This is a genomic window from Pseudomonas sp. LBUM1653, assembly GCF_059716115.1.
This window is the reverse complement of record NZ_CP166803.1, coordinates 2239334-2260694: the sequence shown is the minus strand read 5'-3', so window position 1 is coordinate 2260694 and position 21361 is coordinate 2239334. Positions and strand designations below refer to the sequence as shown.

The 21361-nt window shown below is 59.8% G+C and carries 17 protein-coding genes and 1 pseudogene; 14 read left to right on the top strand and 4 right to left on the bottom strand.

Annotated features, from left to right (window positions below):
* The first annotated feature begins 209 nt into the window (after positions 1–209).
* The 5 genes and pseudogenes from pcaQ to ACA054_RS10220 all read left to right on the top strand — a co-directional run.
* Positions 210–1139 carry a pca operon transcription factor PcaQ gene (pcaQ, locus tag ACA054_RS10240; RefSeq protein WP_497689275.1) on the top strand — a complete coding sequence of 310 codons (930 nt, stop codon included), beginning with the start codon at positions 210–212 and terminating at the stop codon, positions 1137–1139.
* Between the two features lie 140 nt (positions 1140–1279).
* Entirely contained in the window at positions 1280–1999 is a 720-nt protein-coding gene (pcaH, locus tag ACA054_RS10235) for a protocatechuate 3,4-dioxygenase subunit beta (protein ID WP_497689274.1), read from the top strand.
* A 12-nt stretch (positions 2000–2011) separates the two neighbouring features.
* Positions 2012–2614: a protocatechuate 3,4-dioxygenase subunit alpha gene (gene pcaG / locus ACA054_RS10230; RefSeq protein WP_497689273.1), complete on the top strand. Its 603-nt coding sequence runs from the start codon at positions 2012–2014 to the stop codon at positions 2612–2614.
* Positions 2615–2841: 227 nt separating this feature from the next.
* Positions 2842–3360: a cysteine hydrolase family protein gene (locus tag ACA054_RS10225; RefSeq protein ID WP_497689272.1), complete on the top strand. Its 519-nt coding sequence runs from the start codon at positions 2842–2844 to the stop codon at positions 3358–3360.
* Between the two features lie 53 nt (positions 3361–3413).
* Positions 3414–3626 (top strand): annotated as a pseudogene (locus tag ACA054_RS10220) (GNAT family N-acetyltransferase); the annotation flags it as partial.
* On the opposite strand, the gene ACA054_RS10215 reads toward ACA054_RS10220, so the two are convergent.
* Positions 3608–4639: a GlxA family transcriptional regulator gene (locus ACA054_RS10215; protein WP_497689271.1), complete on the bottom strand. Its 1032-nt coding sequence runs from the start codon at positions 4637–4639 to the stop codon at positions 3608–3610. The pseudogene ACA054_RS10220 and the gene ACA054_RS10215 overlap by 19 nt on opposite strands.
* A 117-nt stretch (positions 4640–4756) precedes the next feature.
* Between ACA054_RS10215 and ACA054_RS10210 the strand changes: the two genes are divergently transcribed.
* From ACA054_RS10210 to ACA054_RS10185, 6 genes are all read left to right on the top strand, one after another.
* Entirely contained in the window at positions 4757–5806 is a 1050-nt protein-coding gene (locus ACA054_RS10210) for an ABC transporter substrate-binding protein (RefSeq protein WP_497689270.1), read from the top strand.
* A 15-nt stretch (positions 5807–5821) separates the two neighbouring features.
* A complete protein-coding gene (locus tag ACA054_RS10205) occupies positions 5822–6889 on the top strand; it encodes an ABC transporter ATP-binding protein (RefSeq protein WP_497689269.1) in 1068 nt (355 codons plus the stop codon).
* Positions 6886–7728, top strand: a complete 843-nt coding sequence (locus ACA054_RS10200; RefSeq protein WP_497689268.1) for an ABC transporter permease — start codon at positions 6886–6888, stop codon at positions 7726–7728. Before ACA054_RS10205 ends, ACA054_RS10200 begins: the two co-directional genes overlap by 4 nt.
* Complete coding sequence (locus ACA054_RS10195; protein WP_497689267.1) at positions 7725–8513, top strand: ABC transporter permease; 789 nt, start codon at positions 7725–7727, stop codon at positions 8511–8513. The genes ACA054_RS10200 and ACA054_RS10195 overlap by 4 nt, the downstream gene beginning before the upstream one ends.
* A 37-nt stretch (positions 8514–8550) precedes the next feature.
* A complete protein-coding gene (locus ACA054_RS10190; RefSeq protein WP_497689266.1) occupies positions 8551–9564 on the top strand; it encodes a proline racemase family protein in 1014 nt (337 codons plus the stop codon).
* A 279-nt stretch (positions 9565–9843) separates the two neighbouring features.
* Positions 9844–11637, top strand: coding sequence for an alpha/beta fold hydrolase (locus ACA054_RS10185; protein ID WP_497689265.1), 1794 nt, complete (start codon positions 9844–9846; stop codon positions 11635–11637).
* Positions 11638–11838: 201 nt separating this feature from the next.
* Here the strand turns inward: ACA054_RS10185 and ACA054_RS10180 are convergent, their stop codons facing one another.
* Positions 11839–14580, bottom strand: a complete 2742-nt coding sequence (locus ACA054_RS10180; RefSeq protein WP_497689264.1) for a beta strand repeat-containing protein — start codon at positions 14578–14580, stop codon at positions 11839–11841.
* Between the two features lie 924 nt (positions 14581–15504).
* Between ACA054_RS10180 and ACA054_RS10175 the strand changes: the two genes are divergently transcribed.
* Both ACA054_RS10175 and ACA054_RS10170 read left to right on the top strand, forming a co-directional pair.
* Positions 15505–16431: a transporter gene (locus tag ACA054_RS10175; protein WP_497689263.1), complete on the top strand. Its 927-nt coding sequence runs from the start codon at positions 15505–15507 to the stop codon at positions 16429–16431.
* A gap of 208 nt (positions 16432–16639) precedes the next feature.
* Positions 16640–17470 (top strand): alpha/beta fold hydrolase, encoded by an 831-nt coding sequence (locus tag ACA054_RS10170; RefSeq protein WP_497689262.1) that lies wholly within the window; start codon positions 16640–16642, stop codon positions 17468–17470.
* 66 nt (positions 17471–17536) lie between these two features.
* Here ACA054_RS10170 and ACA054_RS10165 read toward each other — a convergent pair whose 3' ends face one another.
* On the bottom strand, positions 17537–18277 hold the full coding sequence (locus ACA054_RS10165; RefSeq protein ID WP_497689261.1) for a Mut7-C RNAse domain-containing protein: 741 nt from the start codon (positions 18275–18277) through the stop codon (positions 17537–17539).
* 697 nt (positions 18278–18974) lie between these two features.
* Here ACA054_RS10165 and ACA054_RS10160 point away from each other — a divergent pair.
* Entirely contained in the window at positions 18975–19922 is a 948-nt protein-coding gene (locus ACA054_RS10160; protein WP_497689260.1) for a universal stress protein, read from the top strand.
* 30 nt (positions 19923–19952) lie between these two features.
* Here ACA054_RS10160 and gabP read toward each other — a convergent pair whose 3' ends face one another.
* Positions 19953–21353, bottom strand: a complete 1401-nt coding sequence (gabP, locus tag ACA054_RS10155) for a GABA permease (protein WP_497689259.1) — start codon at positions 21351–21353, stop codon at positions 19953–19955.
* Between the last annotated feature and the right edge of the window lie 8 nt (positions 21354–21361).

Below are 21361 nucleotides of genomic sequence, written 5' to 3'. Positions count from 1 at the left end.
AGGCACCGAGTGGTGGGGCAAAGCCTTTTGCTTACTTTTCGCTGGGCCGGCATTCCGGCGTTTGGAAAAGTGAGTCGCCGTAAGGGCGAAACCATTAGTGGTCGTTACCGCAGAAATGGATACGTACCCCAAAAAATGGCCGGAGCAGCCGCACAAACGCTGCAAATCCAACAATAATAGAGGCCACCCCCCAAGGCAGAGCCCCCCGATTGAACATCGATAACCGAATCAAATTCCGTCATCTGCTGTGTTTTCTCGAGGTGGCACGCCAGGGCAGCCTGGCACGTGCTTGCGACAAGTTGGCAATCAGCCAGCCGGCGCTTTCCAAGACCCTGAAGGAACTGGAAACCCTGCTCGATGCCAGGCTGTTTGAACGGGGTAAAAAGGGCTCGACGCTGACCGAGGCCGGCGTGGCCTTCCTGCGATACGCAGGGCCGAGCGTGCAATCGCTGCGCGACGGGGTCAACAGTTTGCGCTCGGGTGTCCATGAGCCCATTACCGTGCAGCTCGGCGTGCTGTCCACCGTCGAAAGTCTGTTGGTACCTGAAGTTGTCTGCCGTCTACACGACCGCCATCCGGCGTTGGTGGTCAGCGTCGTCACCGGCCCAAGTGCTTACTTGCTGTCCCGACTGCGTGTCGGTGAGCTGGACCTGGTGGTGGGCCGAATGACCGATAGCCCACTGATTCTCGGGCTGGCGTTCGAACACCTCTACAGCGAATCCATGACCCTGGTGGTACGTAGCGGTCATCCGGTGCTCGCCGATCCGCAAGGGCACAAAAACCTCGAAGACTACCCGCTGGTATTGCCGTCGGCGGGGACGACGATCCGCAAATTCGCCGACAGCCTGTTTGTGCAGCACGGGATAACGCCCTCACGCCAACGCCTGGAAACCCTGTCGGTGGCCCTGAGTCGGCGATACGTCCAATGCAGCCAGGCCATCTGGGTCGCCCCTTTCGACGCTGTCAGGCAGGACTTGCGGCAGGGTGACTTGGTGGAACTGGACCTGGGAATGCGTGAGCCGGGTGGCTCCGTGGGGCTCTGCACGAACCCTGCATTGCCGGTGACAACGGCGGCGCAGTGGTGCGTGGAGGCACTGCGTGAGGTCGGCCAGGAGTATCGCGAAGGCCAATATCCATAACCATATGGATATGTATAAGGTCGGTTTTTTCAATTTTTGGTGGGGTCGTACAAGAGGACACTGGATTACAGGTCGCTGCCAACGCAGTGCCTGCCCCAGTCTCACCATAACAATCCCACCATAACAATAGGAAAAACGACATGTCTGATGCGCACGACAGCCGCTTCATCATTCGTGACCGTAATTGGCATCCCAAAGCCCTGACGCCTGACTACAAGACTTCGATCCTGCGCTCCCCCCGCCAGGCACTGGTGAGCATCCCCCAGTCTTTATCCGAAACCAGCGGCCCGGATTTTTCCCATCTGCAAATGGGTCGGCACGATAACGATCTGCTGTTGAATTTCGATCACGGCGGCCTGCCCATCGGCGAACGCATCATCGTGGCGGGCCGGGTTTGCGATCAGTACGGCAAGCCGATTCCCCACACCTTGGTGGAGATGTGGCAAGCCAATGCCGGTGGTCGTTACCGGCACAAGAAAGACAGTTACCTGGCCCCGCTCGACCCGAATTTCGGCGGCGTTGGCCGTGCGTTGACCGACCGCGATGGCAACTACAGCTTCCGCACCGTCAAACCCGGCCCCTACCCATGGCGCAACGGCCCCAACGATTGGCGCCCTGCGCATATCCATGTCTCCATCAGTGGCCCGTCGATTGCCACGCGCTTGATCACCCAGCTGTATTTCGAAGGTGATCCGCTGATCCCCATGTGCCCGATCGTCAAGTCGATCGCCAATCAGGACGCGGTGCAGAGCTTGATCGCCAGGCTGGATATGAGCATGGCCAATCCCATGGATTGCCTGGCTTATCGTTTTGATATCGTCCTGCGCGGTCAGCGCAAGACCCACTTCGAAAACTGCTGAGGAGGCCTGCGTATGCCCGTTCAACTTCTGCCTGAAACCCCGTCGCAAACAGCCGGCCCTTATGTCCATATCGGCTTGGCGCTGGAGGCTGCCGGCAACGCGCCGCGCGAGCAGGAAATCTGGAATGAGATGGCCAGGCCTGGCGCGCCAGGCGAGCACATTTTAGTGTTGGGCCACGTATATGACGGTAATGGTCACTTGATTCGTGACGCGTTCCTGGAGTGCTGGCAGGCCAATCACGAAGGCATCTACGACAGCGCTTTCGATCTGGAAAAGCCCTTCAATTGCTTTGGCCGCACCGCGACGACCGATGTCGGTGAATGGACGATCAAAACCGTGAAGCCTGGCGTGGTGAAAAACGCCGCGGGCGTTCCCATGGCTGCGCATATCAACGTGGCGCTGTTTGCCCGGGGCATCAACATTCACTTGCAGACCCGCCTGTACTTCGACGACGAACCCGAGGCGAATGCCGTGGATCCCGTGTTGAATCTGATCGAACAGCCCCATCGGCGCGAATCCCTGATCGCCAGGCGCTGCACGGTGGATGGCAAGCCGGCGTACCGCTTCGATATTCATGTTCAAGGTGAAGCGGAAACCGTGTTCTTCGATTTCTGAGGACGCGGCACGGCCCTACCGTTCACTTGCATGACCAACGCACGCAAGATAAGGTCTGGGTCATGACTCCACTGCGCATCAAATCGACCACGAACACCACGACCGCCACGGGCGGGTCGTGAACGTTTTCGTGAGCTGAAAAGACCGGAAACCCAAAGACCCGCCAGCAATGGACCGGGTCTTTTTTTTGGCCCCACGGCGCTGGCTCAAACGTAAGGAAACGCTCCATGTATGCACTTCTGATTCTCGACATGCAGGTAGGGCTTGTTCACGGTCCGGACAAACCGTGGCGCAGCGAAGCGCTCGTTGGTACGTTGAATCGCCTGATGAGCGACGCCCGCGAGGCGGGCGCCCCGATCTTTCTTGCCCGCCACATCGGCCCCGCGGGCTCGCCTATCGAGCCCGGCAGCCCACTCACAGAACTTGTCCAGGAACTGGAGTTGAAAGGTGACGAAGTGATCTTCGAGAAAACCCGCCCCAATGCATTCGCTCAGACCCGCCTGGCGGAGCAGTTGCGTGAGCGCGGTTGTGACGGTGTAGTCATCACCGGCATGAAAACCCAATACTGTGTCGATAGCACGACCCGCGCCGCCCGCGACTCGGGTTTCGAAGCAGTGCTGATCGCCGACGGTCATACCTGTTCCGATACCCCGGCCCTCAAGGCTGAGGCCGTTATCGCTCATCACAACGCGACCCTGGCAGGGCCCTTCTGCCGGCTAGTTCAAGCCCGGGACTGGGCTTTCTGATGCTACCTGCTGATCGACTCGAGCCTGGGTCGATCAGCCTGCTTCGGGTTGTCAAGGCCCTGATGGCGAGGATTGAATTAACTGCCATAAACCAAGGTACCAACCTGTTGCGCGTTCCCTCTTCAATCACCGCAGAAGGCTTTTACGCTTCGCTCGGCTTTAAAAAAATCCGAGACGAATTCCACGGGTCGGAGCGCACCGTCGCCATGGCGAAGGCGTTGGAGCAGCCGCTCAAAGCCCCACTCAATCAGCTCGACCCTTCCTGACGCTGATATTGCCGCGGACATACGCCAAACCGGGCGCGAAACTCGCGGGAGAAATGAGCACCGTCGGAGAAGCCACAATCCATGGCAATCTGGGTGATGCTGCTTTGGCTGTTCACCAGCAGCCAGCCGCCGTACTCGACCCGCAGCGAGCGTTGGAATTCCATGGGTGAAAGCCCCAGCGACTGCTGGAATGCCCGTGTCAGCTGTCGCCGCCCAAGCCCTACATAACGCGCGATGGCATCCAGGGTGGGCAGGCTGTCCATGCGTTGCTCGATATAGTGCGCAGCCTGGCGCACACGCTCATCCTTGATGTCTGCCAGGTTGGCATAGAAGTGCGCCTGTGGCTGCCGTCCCTGACGAATCCCCTGCAGCATCATATGCCGCACAGCCTGCTGGGCTTTTTCCCGTCCGCAATGCCGGGCTACCAGGTACAAACCCAGGTCGATGGCTGCCGTCGAGCCGGCACAGGTGATCAGGTCGCCCTCATCGATGAACAGATGATCCACCGCTGCCGGGGTCTTGGGAAAACGTGCACGAAACGCATCCAGCACATTCCAGTGCACGCACACCGAGCGATTGCCGACCACGTCCGCCTGTGCCAGGGCGAACGTGCCGGTGCAGATACCCAGCAACCGCGTGCGACTCTTCGCCACGCGCTGCAACCAGTCGCGAAAATGGGCTGGCAGATGGGTATTGAGGTAGTCGTTACCACCGCAGATGGCCACGTAGTCGAACGCGTCCAGGTCTTGCGCCAGGCCTCCTGACACTTCCAGAGTGATCCCGGCGCTGGAGGTTCGCGGCAAGCCGTCGACGCTCATCACGCGCCACGCCGTATGGATCTGCCGGCTGCCGCCCCCCAGGTCGGCGGACAAGCGCAACACATCGATAAAACCTGAAAACGCAGCCAGCGTGAACTGATCCAGAAGGACCAGCCCCACTGACAGCTGCGGACGGTTTCCCGCCCCGGCTCCGGGGGAGTCAGGCAGATGGCAATCCTGGTGTATCTGAGTCATTTTTGGCATGACCTAACTATTCAACTTTAAGACCCCGAAGTGCAAGCGCTCGCATCAACGATACGAGCAAGATGCAGGCAAGGGGAACAAGTCCAACAACGCCCCAGAGGACACACGATGAAACTGAAGACAGGTAAGAAAATCACCGTCGCTCTTTTAGTTACCGGCTGCATATCCTCACAGGCCGCCCTGGCTGAACAGCAAAAGCTGACCGTTGCGTTGTATGGCGGCAACTGGGGTGAAGCCTTCCTCAAATGTGTTGCAGAACCTTTCACGCAAGCGACTGGAATCGCCGTCGCAGCGGAAGTCGGCACCTCGACCACCACCTTGGCCAAACTCCAGCAACAGAAATCCAGCCCGACCATTGATGTGGCCTGGATGGACGGCGGCATCAGTGAAATGGCCTATGCCGCCGGTGTCGTCGCCGATCTTGATCCCGCAGCCATCGCGAACCTGAAGAACGTGCAGGAAAAAGCGGTTTACGCGAAGGATGGCCATACCTTCGCCGTCAGCAGCGGCTTCTACTCCCTTGGCCTGACCTACAACACCAAGGAAATCAAGGAGGCGCCTGCCAGCTGGAAAGACCTGTGGAAACCGGAGTATGCCGGCGCCATTGCCCTGCCCTCGCCCGCCAACTCTTCCGGAGTGCCGTTCGTGTTTTTCATGGCAGATGTCTGGGGCATCGACCGGACAAACCTGGAGCAGGTCTACACCAAGCTGGGCGCGCTGGACACCGCGCTGTTCTTCGACAGTTCGGGTGCAGCCACCAATGCCTTTCAGAGTGGCGAAGCAATCATCGGCGCGCACTTCAACGTGGGTGCCTGGGACCTGATCGACAAGGGCGCGCCCATCGGCTTCACCATTCCCAAGGAAGGTGCCTGGGCCACCGATGCGCGCTTGCACCTGATCAAGGGGGCCAGGAACAGCAAGGCCGGCGAGCAGTTCATCAATACCGCGCTGACCAAGGAAGCCGCATCCTGCCTGGCCGGCAAGTTGTACCTGGGCCCGGCGGTGAAAGGTGTCGAAGTCGCTGAAGATGTGGCTCGCAAACTGCCATGGGGCGTGGGCGGTTCGATCGATAGCCTGCGCCTGTTTGACTGGAGCCAGATCAACGCGCAACGCGCCAGTGTCACCAACGACTGGAACCGCAAAGTCACCGCCAACTAGCTCAAGAGGTCTGCAATGTCAGTTTTGTTGAGCATCGACAGCGTCTGTAAAAACTTCGGGCCGTTCCAGGCGCTGGACAACATCCACCTGGACATCGAGCAGGGCGAATTCATCGTCCTGCTCGGCCCCAGCGGTTGTGGCAAAACCACCTTGCTGCGTTCGATCGCCGGCTTCATGCAGCCCGATTCCGGCGCCATTGCCATCGACGGTCAGGATGTCATTCGTCTGCCGCCTTACCGTCGTCCCCTCAACACCGTATTCCAGAACTACGCGCTGTTTCCGCACATGACCGTACTGGAAAACGTTGCCTACGGACCGCGACGCCAGGGTGTCAATCGCAGCGAGGCGCGGCTCCAGGCCCGGGAAGCATTGGCGATGGTCGGCCTGGAAGCCCTGGAAGACCGTTTCCCCCGTGGCATGTCCGGTGGACAGCAGCAGCGCGTGGCCCTGGCCCGCGCCATCGTCAACCAACCGAAACTGCTGCTGCTCGACGAGCCGCTCTCGGCGCTGGACATGAAACTGCGCAAGCGCATGCAGCTTGAGCTCAAGCATCTGCAAGCCAAGCTGGGTATCGCGTTCATCTTCGTCACCCACGACCAGGAAGAAGCGATGACCATCGCCGATCGCATCGTGGTGATGAATGCCGGACGCATCGAGCAGGTCGGTACCAGCAGCGAGATTTACAGTAAACCCGCGTCGCGGTTTGTCGCGGACTTCATCGGCGAGGCCAACCTGATCGGCTATCAGGCCAGCGATAGCGGCGAGATTCGCCTGGCGATCCGGCATGAACCGATCTCACGGATTGAAAAAAATCTTCCGCCGCAAGGTGTGGCCGTGCTGCGCCCCGAGCATGTGCAGGTGCTTGATGCATCGACCCCGCAAACGGCCGGTTGCCATGAAATCCACGGCACTGTGACCGATGTCGTTAGCGTCGGCAGCCACACCCTTGTCCACTCCGTGATCGATGGGCAGCCCATCGTGGCGCGCACCATGGGCTTGCCTCGGGCTGACCTGATTGCCGGGAACGCCGTGCGCCTGGGCTTCAATCCCGAACATCTGCACCTGATCGGAGAGTCGGTATGAAACGCACGGCGCTCGCTCCGTGGTTGATGCTCTTCGCCGCCCTGGCGTTTTTCACGGCGTTCTTTCTCGCGCCTTTCGCGGTGGTGATCTTCGCCAGCCTGACCCAGAGCGCGGATCAGACGTTCACCCTGGAGCACTACATCCGGGTGCTGGGCGATCAGTATCACTGGGATGTGATTCTGGTGACCTTCCGTATCGCCGCGCTGACCACCCTGATCTCGTTGCTGCTCGGTTATCCGCTGGCCTGGTATCTGGTGCGCATCGTGAAATGGCGTGCCTGGCGCCGAGCCTGCGTCATCCTGTTGGTGGTGCCGATGTTCACCAGCAACATCGTTCGCTCGTTCGGCTGGATGGTCCTGCTGGGGCGCAAGGGCCTGGTCAACCAGAGCCTGCTGGAGAGCGGGCTGATCGATACGCCAGTACGCTTCCTGGGCACCGAACTCGGCATCCTGATCGGCATGGTGTACATCCTGCTGCCATTCATTGTGCTCGCTGCCGGCAATGCCCTGGCCCAAGTCGACCCGGCCTTTGAGCAGGCGTCCGGGGACTTGGGTGCCAGCCCCCGCGCCACGTTTTTCCATGTGGTGCTGCCGTTGACCATGCCCGGCATCATCTCCGGCTCGATCATGGTGTTCACCCTGGCGGCCAGTGCCTACGTCACGCCGGCGCTGCTCTCCGGGGGACGGATCTCCGTGCTCTCGATGCTGATCTTCCAGCAATACAGTTCGGTCTTCGACTTCAACTACGGCGGAGCGCTGAGCGTCGTGCTGCTGATCTTTACCCTGGTAATGGTCGGGCTTGCCGGGCGTGTCGGGAATATCCGGGGGAGCAATCAATGATCACTCAAATACTGGTCAGGCTGGTGGCCTGGGCCGTGCTGGGCTACCTGCTGCTGCCATTGGTTGTCATTCTCGGCGTCTCAGTGACCGCCACATCATTCCTGGCCTTCCCGCCCCAGGGCTGGACGCTGGACTGGTACGCCAAGATGCTCAGCGATCCAAGCTATGTGGCGTCCTTTGCCACCAGCACCGTGCTGGCCCTGGTCGCCACCTTTGTCGCGGTGCTGCTCAGCGTTCCGGCGGCCCTGGCGATGGCCCGCTACGACTTCCCTGGCAAAGGCGCGATCCTCGCCGCCCTGACTTCACCGCTGGTGTTTCCGCACATCGTGCTCGGCGCGGCGCTCTTGCAGTTCGGGGGCTACTTCGGGTTGACCCGCAGCTTCCTGGCGTTGCTGATTGGCCACACCATCATCATCTCGCCCTTCGTCCTGCGCTCAGTGCTATCGATGCTGACGCCCGAGCAACGTGCCCTGGAAGAAGCCTCGAGCGACCTGGGCGGTACACCTTGGGCGACATTCTTTCTGGTGGTGTTGCCACAGATCCGCCCGGGTCTCGTGACCGGGTCGATCTTTGCCTTCATCTCGTCATGGATCAACGTGGAGCTGTCGATCTTCAACACCACGCCGGACCTCAACACCATCCCGGTCAAGCTCTTCAACTACGTGCAGTACACCGTCGACCCGACCATTGCCGCCGCCTCCGGGGCCACCATCATCGTCGTCGTTGTCGCCGTGATCATTCTGGACCTGTGCATCGGTCTCGACCTTTTGTCAGAACGCAAATAACCCTCTCTCATACATCCCGTAAGCCAGGAGTTTCGTCATGCGCATGCAAGACACGTTCGATGTCATCTACACCCATACCGAAGGCGAACCACTGTGCATCGTTCACAGCGGCATTCCCTACCCCTCCGGCTCCAGCATCCTGGCCAAGCGTAAGTTTCTCGAGCAGAACTATGACTGGCTGCGCAAGGCATTGATGCAGGAACCGCGCGGCCACAAGGACATGTTCGGGGTGTTCCTCACCCCGCCTTCGAGCAGTGAGTACGACGCCGGGCTGATCTACATGGACGGCAGCGTGTACTCACACATGTGCGGCCACGGCACCATTGCCGTGAGCATGGCGATGGTCGCCATGGGCCTGGTGCCGCGCGGGGAAAACGGCATCACCAAAATCCGCTTTGAAACCACGGCCGGCCTGGTCGTGGCCGAAGTGGCGTCGGAAGGTGACACCGTGCTCTGGACCCGATTCGAAAACGTTCCGGCCTACGTTGCCGCTCAGGACATCCCGATCCATCTGCCCGGCTATGGCGACCTCAAGGCCGATCTGGTGTGGGGTGGCAACTACTTCGGCATCGTCGACCTGACCCACTGCGACTTGCGCATCAGCCCCGACAACGGCAGCGAACTGTCGCGCCTTGGCCTGCTGGCTCGCGACCAGATCAACAAGCAGCTGAAGATCCAGCACCCCACCGAGGCCCATATCAACGACCTCAACTTCATCACGTTCTGGCACCCGGCAACTATCGAAGGTGCGTTCTACAAAAACGTCCACGTCTTCAGCGCCGGCCAACTCGACCGCTCCCCCGGCGGCACGGGCACCAGCGCGATGATGGCGATGTTCGAGGCCAGGGGAAAACTGGGCCTGAACCAACCCATATTGTCCGAAGGGCTGTTGGGCAGCGGCACTTTCGAAGGTTGCCTGCTGGGCGAAGTCGACCTCAACGGCACGCGCGCGGTGCGCCCGACGGTCAAGGGCACGGCCAGTATCCTGGGCACCTCGCGCTGGGTGATCGAGCGCAATGATCCGGTAGGGGCAGGCTTCGTCGTCAACTGACACGTTCAAGTGAAGTCTGGAAAATAAAACGCCCGGGCATACCCCGGGCGTTTGACATGAGCCGGATCGTGCAGCGCGGTTCGATATATACCTTTCACTCCCCTCCAAGTGGCCGCTGACTGTCCCGCAAGCCACCTGTTCAACTCGTCGGTACAAGATTCCCCTTGTCATGAAATGAAAATTCGCTGTCGTGCAATGCGAGGTGGCCGCCCCCTACTACACCCTAGAGTCGGAGCAAAACAACAACCGGGCTCAGCACCCGGAAACTCGAGAGCCGACATGAGCAGATCCACCCGAACGAGCGAGACCGCCACCCCCACTCAGCGCCCCCCAGCGACCGGCCGAAAGCGTCGCGCTCGCAAGGATGGCGACCTCCCGGACGACACCCGGCAACAAGAGCTGATCGGCACGGCTGCCAACCAGACCCTGGCAGCCAATCCGCTAGTCAGTGTGCGCGCAGCGGACCTGGCCAGCTCGGCCGGTTACCTGCTCAAGGCCGTGGGCAAGTCGCCGCTCAAGGCTGGCGCTCATATGGGTGGCTACCTGAAGGCGCTGCGCGGCATCGTCGGCGGCAACTCCAGCATCGCGCCGGACCCGAAAGACAAGCGCTTCGCCGATCCGGCCTGGCAATCCAACGCCTTCCTGCGCGCGTTGCTGCAAAGCTACCTGGCCGGCCAAAGTGAGCTGACCCGCTTCATCGAATCCACCGACCTGGCCCCGCTGGAAAAGAGCCGGGCCCGGTTCGTAGCAGCGCTCCTGGCCGATGCAATCGCACCGAGCAACTCGCCGCTGACCAATCCGGCGGCGCTGCGCAAGCTGGTGGACACCGGTGGCATGAGCCTGGCCAGGGGCATCCGCCAATTCGGCGACGATATGCTGAACAACCGTGGGCTGCCGAGACAGGTCGACAGCACGCCGTTCAAGGTGGGGGAAAACATCGCCACGGCCAAGGGCGAAGTGGTGTTTCGCAACGAGATGTTCGAGCTGCTGCAGTTCGCGCCCACCACCGAAAAGGTCTATGCCCGGCCCTTGGTGATGTCGCCGCCGCAAATCAATAAGTACTACGCCATCGACCTGTCGCCGGAGAAAAGCCTGATCAAGTGGATCCAGGACAGCGGCGTAAACCTCTTCGTCATCAGCTGGCGCAATCCCACCCGCGAGCACCGTGACTGGGGCTTGGCCGATTACGCGCTGTGCCTCGACCAGGCGGTGGACGTGGCGCGCAGGATCACCGGTAGCCCGGATGTGAACATGTGGGGCTCCTGCTCGGGCGGCATCACTCTGGCGGCCTACCTGGGCTGGCTGGCGGCTCGTGGCGAAGGCCACAAGGTGGCCAACACCAGTTGGGCCGTGTGCGTGCTCGACATGCCTTCGGCGCTGGACGACACCACCCTGGGGCTGTTCACCACCCCGTCCGCCCTGCGCGCGGCCAAGGCCAGTTCCCGGCGCAAGGGTGTGCTGAGCGGCCAGGGCATGGCCCGCATGTTCGCCTGGATGCGGCCCAACGACCTGATCTGGAACTACTGGGTCAACAACTACCTGCTGGGCAACAAGCCGCCGGCCTTCGACATCCTGGCCTGGAACAACGACACCACGCGCCTACCCGCCCAACTGCACGCGGACTACCTCGACCTGGTCCAGCACAACCCCTACAGCAACCCGGGCACCCTGGAGATTGCCGGCGAGTCGATCGACATGACCCAGGTGAAAGTGGGCGCCTATGTGGTTGGCGGCACCACCGACCACATCACCCCGTGGCAGGGCTGCTATGGCACCGCCCGGCTGTTTGGCGAAGACACAACCTACGTGTTGTCCAACGCCGGCCACCTGCAGAGCCTGGTGAACCCGCCGGGCAACCCCAAGTCGTTCTACTACGCGGCACCTGCCGCCGCCGAGACCCCGGATACCTGGCTGCAAAACGCCGGCGAGCGCCAGCAAGGCAGCTGGTGGCCGCATTGGCGCGAATGGATCGGGCAGCGCTCGGGCGACAGCCTGCCGGCACCGAAAAAGCTCGGTTCGCGCAAGTACCCGCCCCTCTGCCCCGCACCTGGCACCTATGTCATGGAGCGTTGAGGCTGCTCTCTCGTCCTCGAGCTGAGCCCACGACACCCGTGGGTTTCAGCGCTTTGCGCAGGTGAGGGGCGGCCGAGCGGCGCGGCCAGTGAGTCGCGGCATGATCGAAGGCGGATGTTGCGTAGCCAACGTCTCGCATCCGCGTGAAGACCTGCATCTTTGCCGCAAGGCGTTTGCGAGTAATAACCCCCCTCTTCCTTATCAGAGGACAAAGTCCGAAGTCGCCAGACTTGCAACCCCGATGAGTTCAATTGCGAACTCGGCGGTGCTGTCCGAATCCGTATTGCCGTAGAGCACACCGTTCGCCACCTTCAACTGTCCAGCCGCAGTAAAGGTGGTCGTGCTGTCGATGATCGAATTGAAGGCCTCATTGGCAGCCGTGGCCGCGTTGGCATCCAGCGTCGCCAGGTCAATCTTGTCGCTCCCCCGCTGGAAGTCGCTGATGACATCCCAGATCATGCTGGTCAGTCCAGTCTCGCTGAGCGCGTTGAAATCGAAGATATCGTTGCCAGCGCCACCCGTGAGGACATCCTTGCCCGCTCCGCCGACCAGGAGGTCGTTGCCTGCACCGCCCGACAGCATGTCGTCTCCGACTCCACCTTTGAGCACGTTGGCCGCACTATTGCCCTTCAACGTATTGGCCAGACTGTTACCGGTACCGTTGACCGCTGCGGTGCCGGACAAGGTGAGGTTCTCCTGATAGTTGCCCAGGGTGCGGCTGACGCTGGAAATGACCTTGTCGATACCGCCGCCGCTGGCGGAAGTTTCGCTGACGACATCGCTGGCGTTATCGACGTAGTAGAGGTCGTCGCCCAAGCCGCCGATCATCGTATCCGCCCCGACTCCGCCATTAAGCACGTTGGCCGCACTGTTGCCCTTCAATGTATTGGCCAGGCTGTTGCCGGTGCCGTTGATCGCCGCGGTGCCGGACAAGGTGAGGTTTTCCTGATAGTTGCCCAGGGTGCGGCTGATGCTGGCAATGACCGTGTCGATACCGCCGCCGCTGGCGGACGTTTCGCTGACGACATCGCTGGCGTTATCGACGTAGTAAAGGTCGTTCCCCAAGCCGCCGATCATCGTATCCGCCCCGACTCCGCCATTGAGCACGTTGGCCGCACTGTTGCCCTTCAATGTATTGGCCAGGCTGTTGCCGGTGCCGTTGATCGCCGCGGTGCCGGACAGGCTGAGGTTCTCCTGATAGTTGCCCAGGGTGCGGCTGACGCTGGCAATGACTGTGTCGATACCGCCGCCGCTGGCGGACGTTTCGCTGACGACATCGCTGGCGTTATCGACGTAGTAAAGGTCGTCGCCCAAGCCGCCGATCATCGTATCCGCGCCGGCCCCGCCGTTGAGCACGTTGGCCGCACTGTTGCCCTTCAATGTATTGGCCAGGCTGTTGCCGATGCCATTGATCGCAGCGGTGCCGGCCAAGGTCAGGTTCTCCTGATATTTGCCCAGGGTGCGGCCGACACTGGAAATGACCGTGTCGATGCCGCCGCTGGTGGACGTTTCGCTGACGACATCGCTGGTGCTATCGACGTAGTAGGTGTCGTTGCCCAAACCTCCGACTAATTTGTCCGAGCCGGTGCCGCCATCAAGAACATCGTTTCCTGCTCCGCCGTCCAGCAAGTCGTCGCCGCCGAGGCCGTTGAGCCTGTCGTTACCCTCTGCGCCCAGTATCCAGTCGGCATATACGGTTCCAACGCGGGAATCGTCGGCAGGGGTCAGCACGAACTTGTTGGCGACCATCCAGATGCTGGTATTCACCCCCATGCTTGCCAGTTCACTCGCAGAGTAGGATCGAGTGTTGCCCTGTACATCCTTCACTGCAACGCTGGTGACGTTATAAGTACCAGAAGAGTTCGTCGCCGCGATGCCCCATGTGTTGGATGAAGCACCATCCGACCACGAATCAGAATGTCCAAAATTACCGAGTAAGTTGGAGGAGTAGCTTGAGCCGTCACCCAAGGTAAAGGAGTAGGTCAAACTCTTATCGAAATACACCAGGACGTGTTCGACACCCGACTTGTTGTCCGAAGCCAATCCGGCTATTGTCAGTCCAGCCGTCCCGGAGGACAGGTCAACGACGGTCGGGATAGTGAGTGAAGTGAGCTGTGGGGGCGTAACGTCTGCCTTGGAGTTGATGAAATTGACGCCGGTATTCACCCCCATGGCCGCCAGTTCACCCGCAGAGTAGGATCGAGTGTTGCCCTGTATATCCTTCACTGCAACGCTGGTGACGTTATAAGTACCGGAAGAGTTCGTTGCCGCGATGCCCCACGTGTTGGATGAAGCACCATCCGACCACGAATCAGAATGTCCAAAATTACCGAGTAAGTTAGAGGAGTAGCTTGAGCCGTCACCCAAGGTAAAGGAGTAGGTAATACTCTTATCGAAATACACCAGGACATGCTCGACACCCGACCTTTCGTCCGAAGCCAATCCGGCTATTGTCAGTCCAGCTGTCCCGGAGGCCAGGTCAACGACGGTCGGGATAGTCAGTGAAGTCAGCCGTGGGGGCGTAACGTCTGCCTTGGAGTTAATGAAATTAACGCTGGTATTCACCCCCATGCCCACCAGTTCACTCGCAGAGTAGGATCGAGTGTTGCCTTGTACATCCTTCACTGCAACGCTGGTGACGTTGTAAGTACCGGAAGAGTTCGTCGCCGCGATGCCCCACGTGTTGGATGAAGCACCATCCGACCACGAATCAGAATGTCCAAAATTACCGAGTAAGTTGGAGGAGTAGTTTGAGCCATCGCCCAAGGTAAAGGAGTAGGTAATACTCTTATCGAAATACACCAGGACGTGTTCGACACCCGACCTGTCGTCCGAAGCCAATCCCGCTATCGTCAGCCCAGCCTTCCCGTACGCCAGGTTCACTGTCTTCGGGATAGTCAGTGAAGACAGTTTAGGTGCGATGGTATCTGCAGTGGAGCTCATAAAGGTCATCCATGGAGTGAAGCGCTAATGACATGTGCCTGCGCAGCCAAGGGAAGTTAGATGGCATTATGAGATCACATCGCGCATAGCAAAAGTAGACCAGTTTTGAGTTCGCGGAAAATGCAGAGCGTCAAGTGTTGGAGCAGGTGGCCAGGCCTTTGGCCTCATCGCATGAGGAGTGGCGAAAGGAAAATAAATTCGTCCCCTTTTTTCATTTGTCATGAAGCGTTGAGGCTGCTCTCTCGTCCTCGAGCTGAGCCCACGCCACCCGTGGGTGTCAACGCTTTGCGCAAGCGGCTCTTGAGTCGCGGCATGATCGATGGCAGATGGCTGAAGATCAGGCTTGAAGGTTGCTGCGGTAGCCCATCAATGAGCGATAACACGGACCGTCTGAATGAACGCACTACCCCTGTGGGAGCGAGCCTGCTCGCGATGGACGTCAACGATGACGCGGGTCGCCTGAATGAACGCGTTGCTCAGACGTTCTTCGCGAGCAGGCTCGCTCCCACAGGTTCCACACGGACCTTTGTAGGAGCGATGCTTGCTCGCGATGGACTTCAACGATAGCGAGAGCCGTCTGAATGAACGCGTTGCTCGGACATTCTTCGCGAGCAGGCTCGCTCCCACAGGTTCCACACGGACCTTTGTAGGAGCGATGCTTGCTCGCGATGGACGTCAACGATGACGCGGGTCATTTGAATGAACGCGTTGCCTGGACGTTTTTCGCGAGCAGGCTCGCTCCTACAGGTCCTCGGTACGATCTTTCAGGGCGGATCAATCTGATCCAGCACCCGGTTGAAGCAGCGCCCGAAGCCTTCGCGCGGCCACACAGTGCTGGTAGCAGCTGCAAGTGCCAAACGAATGCAGATGCGCTACTACAATACGTAGAACTCCGGGGTCCTCACAGGAAGCGAGCGAATGTGAATGAAACACAAACTCTGCGTCGTCAGGTTTATTCGGTTCGCATCCGCTTCGCTCATCATGGTAGCCCCCGGTGCAGTCGCAGAGGATCTCGAACCCAGGTCCTACGCCAATACGCCGGTCGGTATCAATTTCCTGCTCGTGGGCTACAGCGATCTCGACGGCAGCGTGACGGTCAACCCGTCAATCCCGCTCGAGGATGCCAAGCTCAACATAAAGACTGTCGTGTTTGCCTTTGCCAGGTCCCTGGACGTCTGGGGCCGCTCCGGGAAGTTCGATATCGTCGTGCCTGAGGCAAAATTGACCGGCTCTGCTCTGCTCGCCGGTGAACCCAGGGAGCGTAATGTTTCCGGGTTGATCGATCCAAGAATGCGCTTCTCGGTCAACTTGTATGGCGCCCCGGCGATGTCCCTGGCTGAGTTCCCCAGCTATCAACAGGATGTGATTATCGGCGCCAGCCTGGCGATCACGGCGCCGCTCGGCCAATACGACGCTGGCAGGCTGGTCAATCTGGGCAACAACCGCTGGTCATTCAAGCCTGAACTTGGGATTTCCAAGCGTCTGGGGCAAGTGACCCTGGAACTATCCGGCGCGGGAACCTTTTACACCGACAATGACGAGTTGCTTGGCGACCACGTACTGTCCCAAGACCCGATTTACCAGGTACAGGCGCATCTTATCTATGCCTTTAGCAACGGTGTCTGGGCGTCGCTGGACACGACCTGGTTCACTGGCGGGCGTACCTCAGTCGATGGGGTCGGTAACGACGATGTTCAGGAAAACACACGCTACGGTTGCACCCTCACGCTACCGTTGAACCGCAACCATTCGCTAAAGCTGAACGCCAGTAAGGGTGGGCATACCCGCACGGGAAGCGAATACGATGCCATTGGCATCGTCTGGCAATATCGCTTCGGCGGAGGGCTTTGAAACACAGGCCAAATCACATCGACCGCTTTCCTGTCCATTGCGTGAAGGCGCCAATCCGCTGATTTTCGCCGGTTCGCCTATTCTCATAGTCCACCCAAAAAACCATTGACCTTAAAGTTGACGTTAAAACTGTAGTGATTTGGCAACCAAGTGGCGCAGGTTTAATGCTTTTGGTCATGGCCTCTCTAACACACAGGAGAATGCGAACATGAGTTATGTCACTACGCAGGACGGTGTCGAGATCTTTTACAAAGACTGGGGTCCACGCGATGCCCAAGTGATCTTTTTTCATCACGGATGGCCACTCAGTGCAGACGACTGGGATGCGCAGATGCTGTTTTTCCTGGCCAACGGCTACCGGGTCATTGCACACGACCGGCGCGGCCACGGGCGATCCAGTCAGGTCTGGGACGGGCATGACATGGATCACTATGCCGATGACGTCGCGGCCGTAGTCGACCATCTTGGCGTGCAGGGTGCTGTCCATGTGGGGCACTCCACCGGCGGTGGTGAGGTCATCCATTACATTGCTCGCCACGGCGAAGACCGAGTGTCGAAGGCCGCCATCATCAGCGCCGTGCCACCGCTGATGGTGAAGACTGAAAACAATCCGGGTGGGCTGCCGAAATCGGTTTTCGATGACTTGCAGGCACAACTCAAAGCCAACCGTGCTCAGTTCTACCACGACGTCCCAGCCGGGCCTTTCTACGGTTACAACCGCCCTGGTGCAAAACCGTCCGAGGGCATTATCCGCAACTGGTGGCGACAAGGCATGATGGGCTGTGCAAAGGCACATCATGACGGGATCGTAGCCTTTTCCCAGACCGACTTTACCGAAGATCTGAAGAGCATCACGATCCCCGTCCTGGTGATGCATGGAGATGACGATCAAATCGTGCCTTATGAAAACTCCGGGCCCTTGTCAGCCAAACTGTTGCAAAACAGCACGCTGAAAACCTACTCGGGCTTCCCGCACGGAATGCCTACAACCAACGCCGATACCATCAACGCTGACTTGCTCGCTTTCGTGCGAGGTTAGGCAAGTGGGGGGATCGGGTAAAAAACCTGTCCCCCTACCTTCTTCAAACTTACCAAGTCGGCCCGGCTATCGGTCCAGCAAAGGTGCCAGCAGTGCACACATGCCGCGCCAGTGCGAACCCTCCCAGTAAATCCGTTTGCAGGCGTCACAGTGCAGGAAGTGCGAATAGAGGGCGCCAACGCATGGCGGCACCTGCGGCCGGGCCAATTCCGGGCTGATCTCGTGCAGCGGCAGGTTGCAATGAAGGCACAGGCTGAATGGCCGCGCGCTACGCGCCAGGTCCAGGCGCTCGTACAGTTCACGCAGCTGCAGCGACGGTTTCAGGGCATGCACGTAACAGCCGTGGCTGATGATCCGCCGCTTGAGCAGGTCGCGGTCGCGGGTCAGCACGATGCGTCCTTGCGTTGCTGCGATCTCGGCGATCTCGCCATCCTCGAAGCCATTGTCGTAGAGCGTGTCGAAGCCGCTCATGCGCAGCAGGCTGGCCAGCCCGCCCAGGTGTGCATCAGCGACGAAGCGCAGCACCCGTAGAGGTTGCGCACGAACCTTCAGCAGCGGGCTGATGTCCAGCGCTTCGAACTTGGGATACACCGCCAGCCGGTCACTGTCGAGGATCACCCGCTCAAAGCCCACCGACTCGCCGTTGAGCAACACCAGCTCGACCTCCGTGTGCGGTATCCCGAGCGCCTCGATCATGTGCTTGACCGTCGCCCCTCGCGCGCACTCGCAGGTGAATGACTGCCGCCGCCGTTCGGCCGGCAGGAAATCATTGAGCTCCTCATAGAAGCGGAAGGTTGCACTGGTCATGCTTAACAGTATGGCAGGGCTGCAGGATGAGCGAGTCCAGTGCGAACATCTGCTCCGGCAGGCCACGGCGCGTTTTCATCAGATCGAATAGGGTTTGTTCAGAAGGCCCTTAGGTGAAAATCAACTAACTCAACCGACCAGCTGACTGAACTTTAAGCAGAATAGCCCCATAATCAGCAACCGAGTTGAGCGAGCAAAAAGCGCCCGCAATAAAGCAACTCGATTTATTCCACCAAGGTTGGAGGTATCCCTCTGCGCGTACTACTGGCGCGGGCGGATAGGCGCAGAAATACATGGCATTGATCGCTGCAGACGTTCACGCGCTTCTTTGCCAGCAACGCAACCAAAAGGAAGTAACGCAGCTCATTCGGCACCCAGTGTACCGACCGCGTTACAACTCAATATAGATGCCATGGAAGAACAGCGCCAGTGATATGGAGTCAACTTGCGCAGTTGCATGAGCGATCAGCACCCGTTCCGATAATTAATGCCAGCTCGATTCGAGCGTCAACAATCGGACTGGGCAGGCAAGGTTCGATATTAGCTGTCGCGTGCATGAAGTCGGTAAGTGAGCTTCCGGTTGACGGGCGGACAAGGGTTGGCCCAACGCATACACCCCACCCGCAAGGGCATAGGCCAAGAACGCCCGTGCCGCCGCCCCACATAAAAAACTGTACTCACGCACAGGAAGACACTCATGCACACCATTCGCAACACCTTGGTGGTGGTGGATTCGCTGCAGTCCAACGACCTGATCCTCAATAGAGCCAAAATGATTGCCAGCGCTACCGAGTCGCACCTGCACCTGCTGGCCTGCGACAAGGGCAACCAGCATTCCTCCAGCCTGAACGACATGCACGGCGCCTTGGTACAAGAGGGTTATAGCGTCAGCACCCAGCAGGCCTGGCATGGGAGTTCACACAAGACCATCATCGCCGCCCAACAATCGGAGGGCTGCGGCCTGGTGATCAAGCATCACCTGCCCGACAGCCCGCTGATGAAGGGCCTGCTCACCCCCGAGGACTGGAAGCTATTGCGATACTGCCCCAGCCCGGTGCTGATAGTAAAAACCGCAAGGCCCTGGGCCGGTGGCACCGTTCTCGCGGCAATCGATGCTGCCAGCAGTGATGTGGAGCATCGCGTCCTGCATGCCGGCATCGTCAGCCACGGCTATGACATCGCCGCACTGGCCGGCGGCACTCTGCACATGATGAGCGCCCACCCCTACCCCATGCTGTCGGCGGCCGACTCCGTATTCCAACTCAAAGAAAGTATTCAGGCTCTGTATCGCGAACTGTGCAAGACATTCCAGGCCGAATTCGACGTCAGCGACGAACGCCTGCATATCGAGGAAGGTCCTGCCGATGTGCTGATCCCGCACATCGCGCACAAGCTCGAAGCCGTGCTCACGGTGATCGGTAGCGTGGCCCGCACCGGACTGTCCGGCGCATTGATCGGCAACACCGCCGAGATGATTCTGGACACCCTGGACAGCGACGTACTGGTGCTCAAGCCGGACGACATCATTACCCACCTGGAGGAACTGGCCGCCCCATCACACAGTACATCGGCAGATACTGCGGCATTCACTTGGCCGTATAACCACCATAATCATCGGCCACATACTCAGGAGCCCGACGACTAGTCTTCGAGCGCTCCCCTGGCAAGGGTCCACCTATCCCACCGAAGTCGCCCTTGCAGCCTGCGCAGGTTCACGCGATGTCACCAGGCCGATAAAGGAAATCGCCAGCGCCAGGCCGATGGTCGTGCTCACTTCGGTACGGTGTTCGGGGGTGATCATCATCACCGCCAGCGCCGCACAGATGAACAGGATGACCAGCCAGGTGAGCCACGGGAACAACCACATGCGAAAGGTCAGTTCGACCTTCTGCCGGCGCAGCATGCGCCGCATGCGCAACTGCGACACGGCAATGGCCAGGTACACCAGCAAGGCAATGGCGCCGGAACTGGCGAGCAGGAACTCGAACAGGCCGGCGGGCATGAAGTAGCTCCACACGGTTATCGCCGCGCCCAGCACCGTGCTGGCGATGACTGCTGCCCGCGGTACGCCTTCGGAGGAAGTCGCCTTGAGCGCCTTCGGCGCATCGCCACGACGGCCCAGCGAGTAGAGCATGCGCGAGGCAATGTAGATCGAGGAGTTCATGCAGCTGGCTACGGCGATCAGCACCACCACGTCCACCATGAACTTGGCGTGGGGAATGTTCATGAGTTCCAGTGCGCGCTGGTAGGAACCCACCGAAGCCAGCAGCGGATCGTTCCAGGGCACCACGGAGATGACCACGAAAATCGACAACAGGTAGAACACGCCGATGCGCCAAATGACCGAACGCGTGGCCTTGGCAATGTTCTGCGAGGGATTGTCGGATTCGGCGGCAGCGATGGTCACCGCCTCGGTCCCGATGAAGCTGAACATGATGGTGATGAACGCGCCCACCACCGCGGACAGGCCGTTGGGAGCGAACCCGCCGTGTTCGGCCATCAGGCCGCTCAATCCGCTAACTTCGCGATCGGGAACCCAGCCCATCAGAACGGCAAAACCCACACCGATGAAACCGATGATCGCCACCACCTTGGCCATGGCGAACCAGAATTCGAACTCCCCGTACTTGGACACACTGAACAGGTTGGTCACCACCAGGGCAATGATCGAGCCCAGGGCGAACAGCCAGGCATCGACTTGGGGAAACCATTGGTGCAGCACATGGCCGGCAGCCAGCGCCTCGATGGGAATCACCAGGACCCAGAACCACCAGTAGAGCCAACCGATGGTAAAGCCGGCCCAGCGCCCGATGGCCTGGTCGGCGTAGGTAGAGAAAGACCCGGTATCGGGGTTGGCGACCGCCATTTCCCCGAGCATGCGCATGACCAGGACGACCAGCAAACCGGAGAACAGATAGGCCAGCATGACGGCCGGGCCAGCCGCCGCGATGGCATGCCCCGACCCGACGAACAATCCGGCGCCGATGATGCCGGCGATGGACAGCATGGTGACGTGACGAGGCTTGAAGCCCTGCGCCAATTGGCCGTTCGAATCCTTGGAACTGGGGCTTATCATTGTGGGCA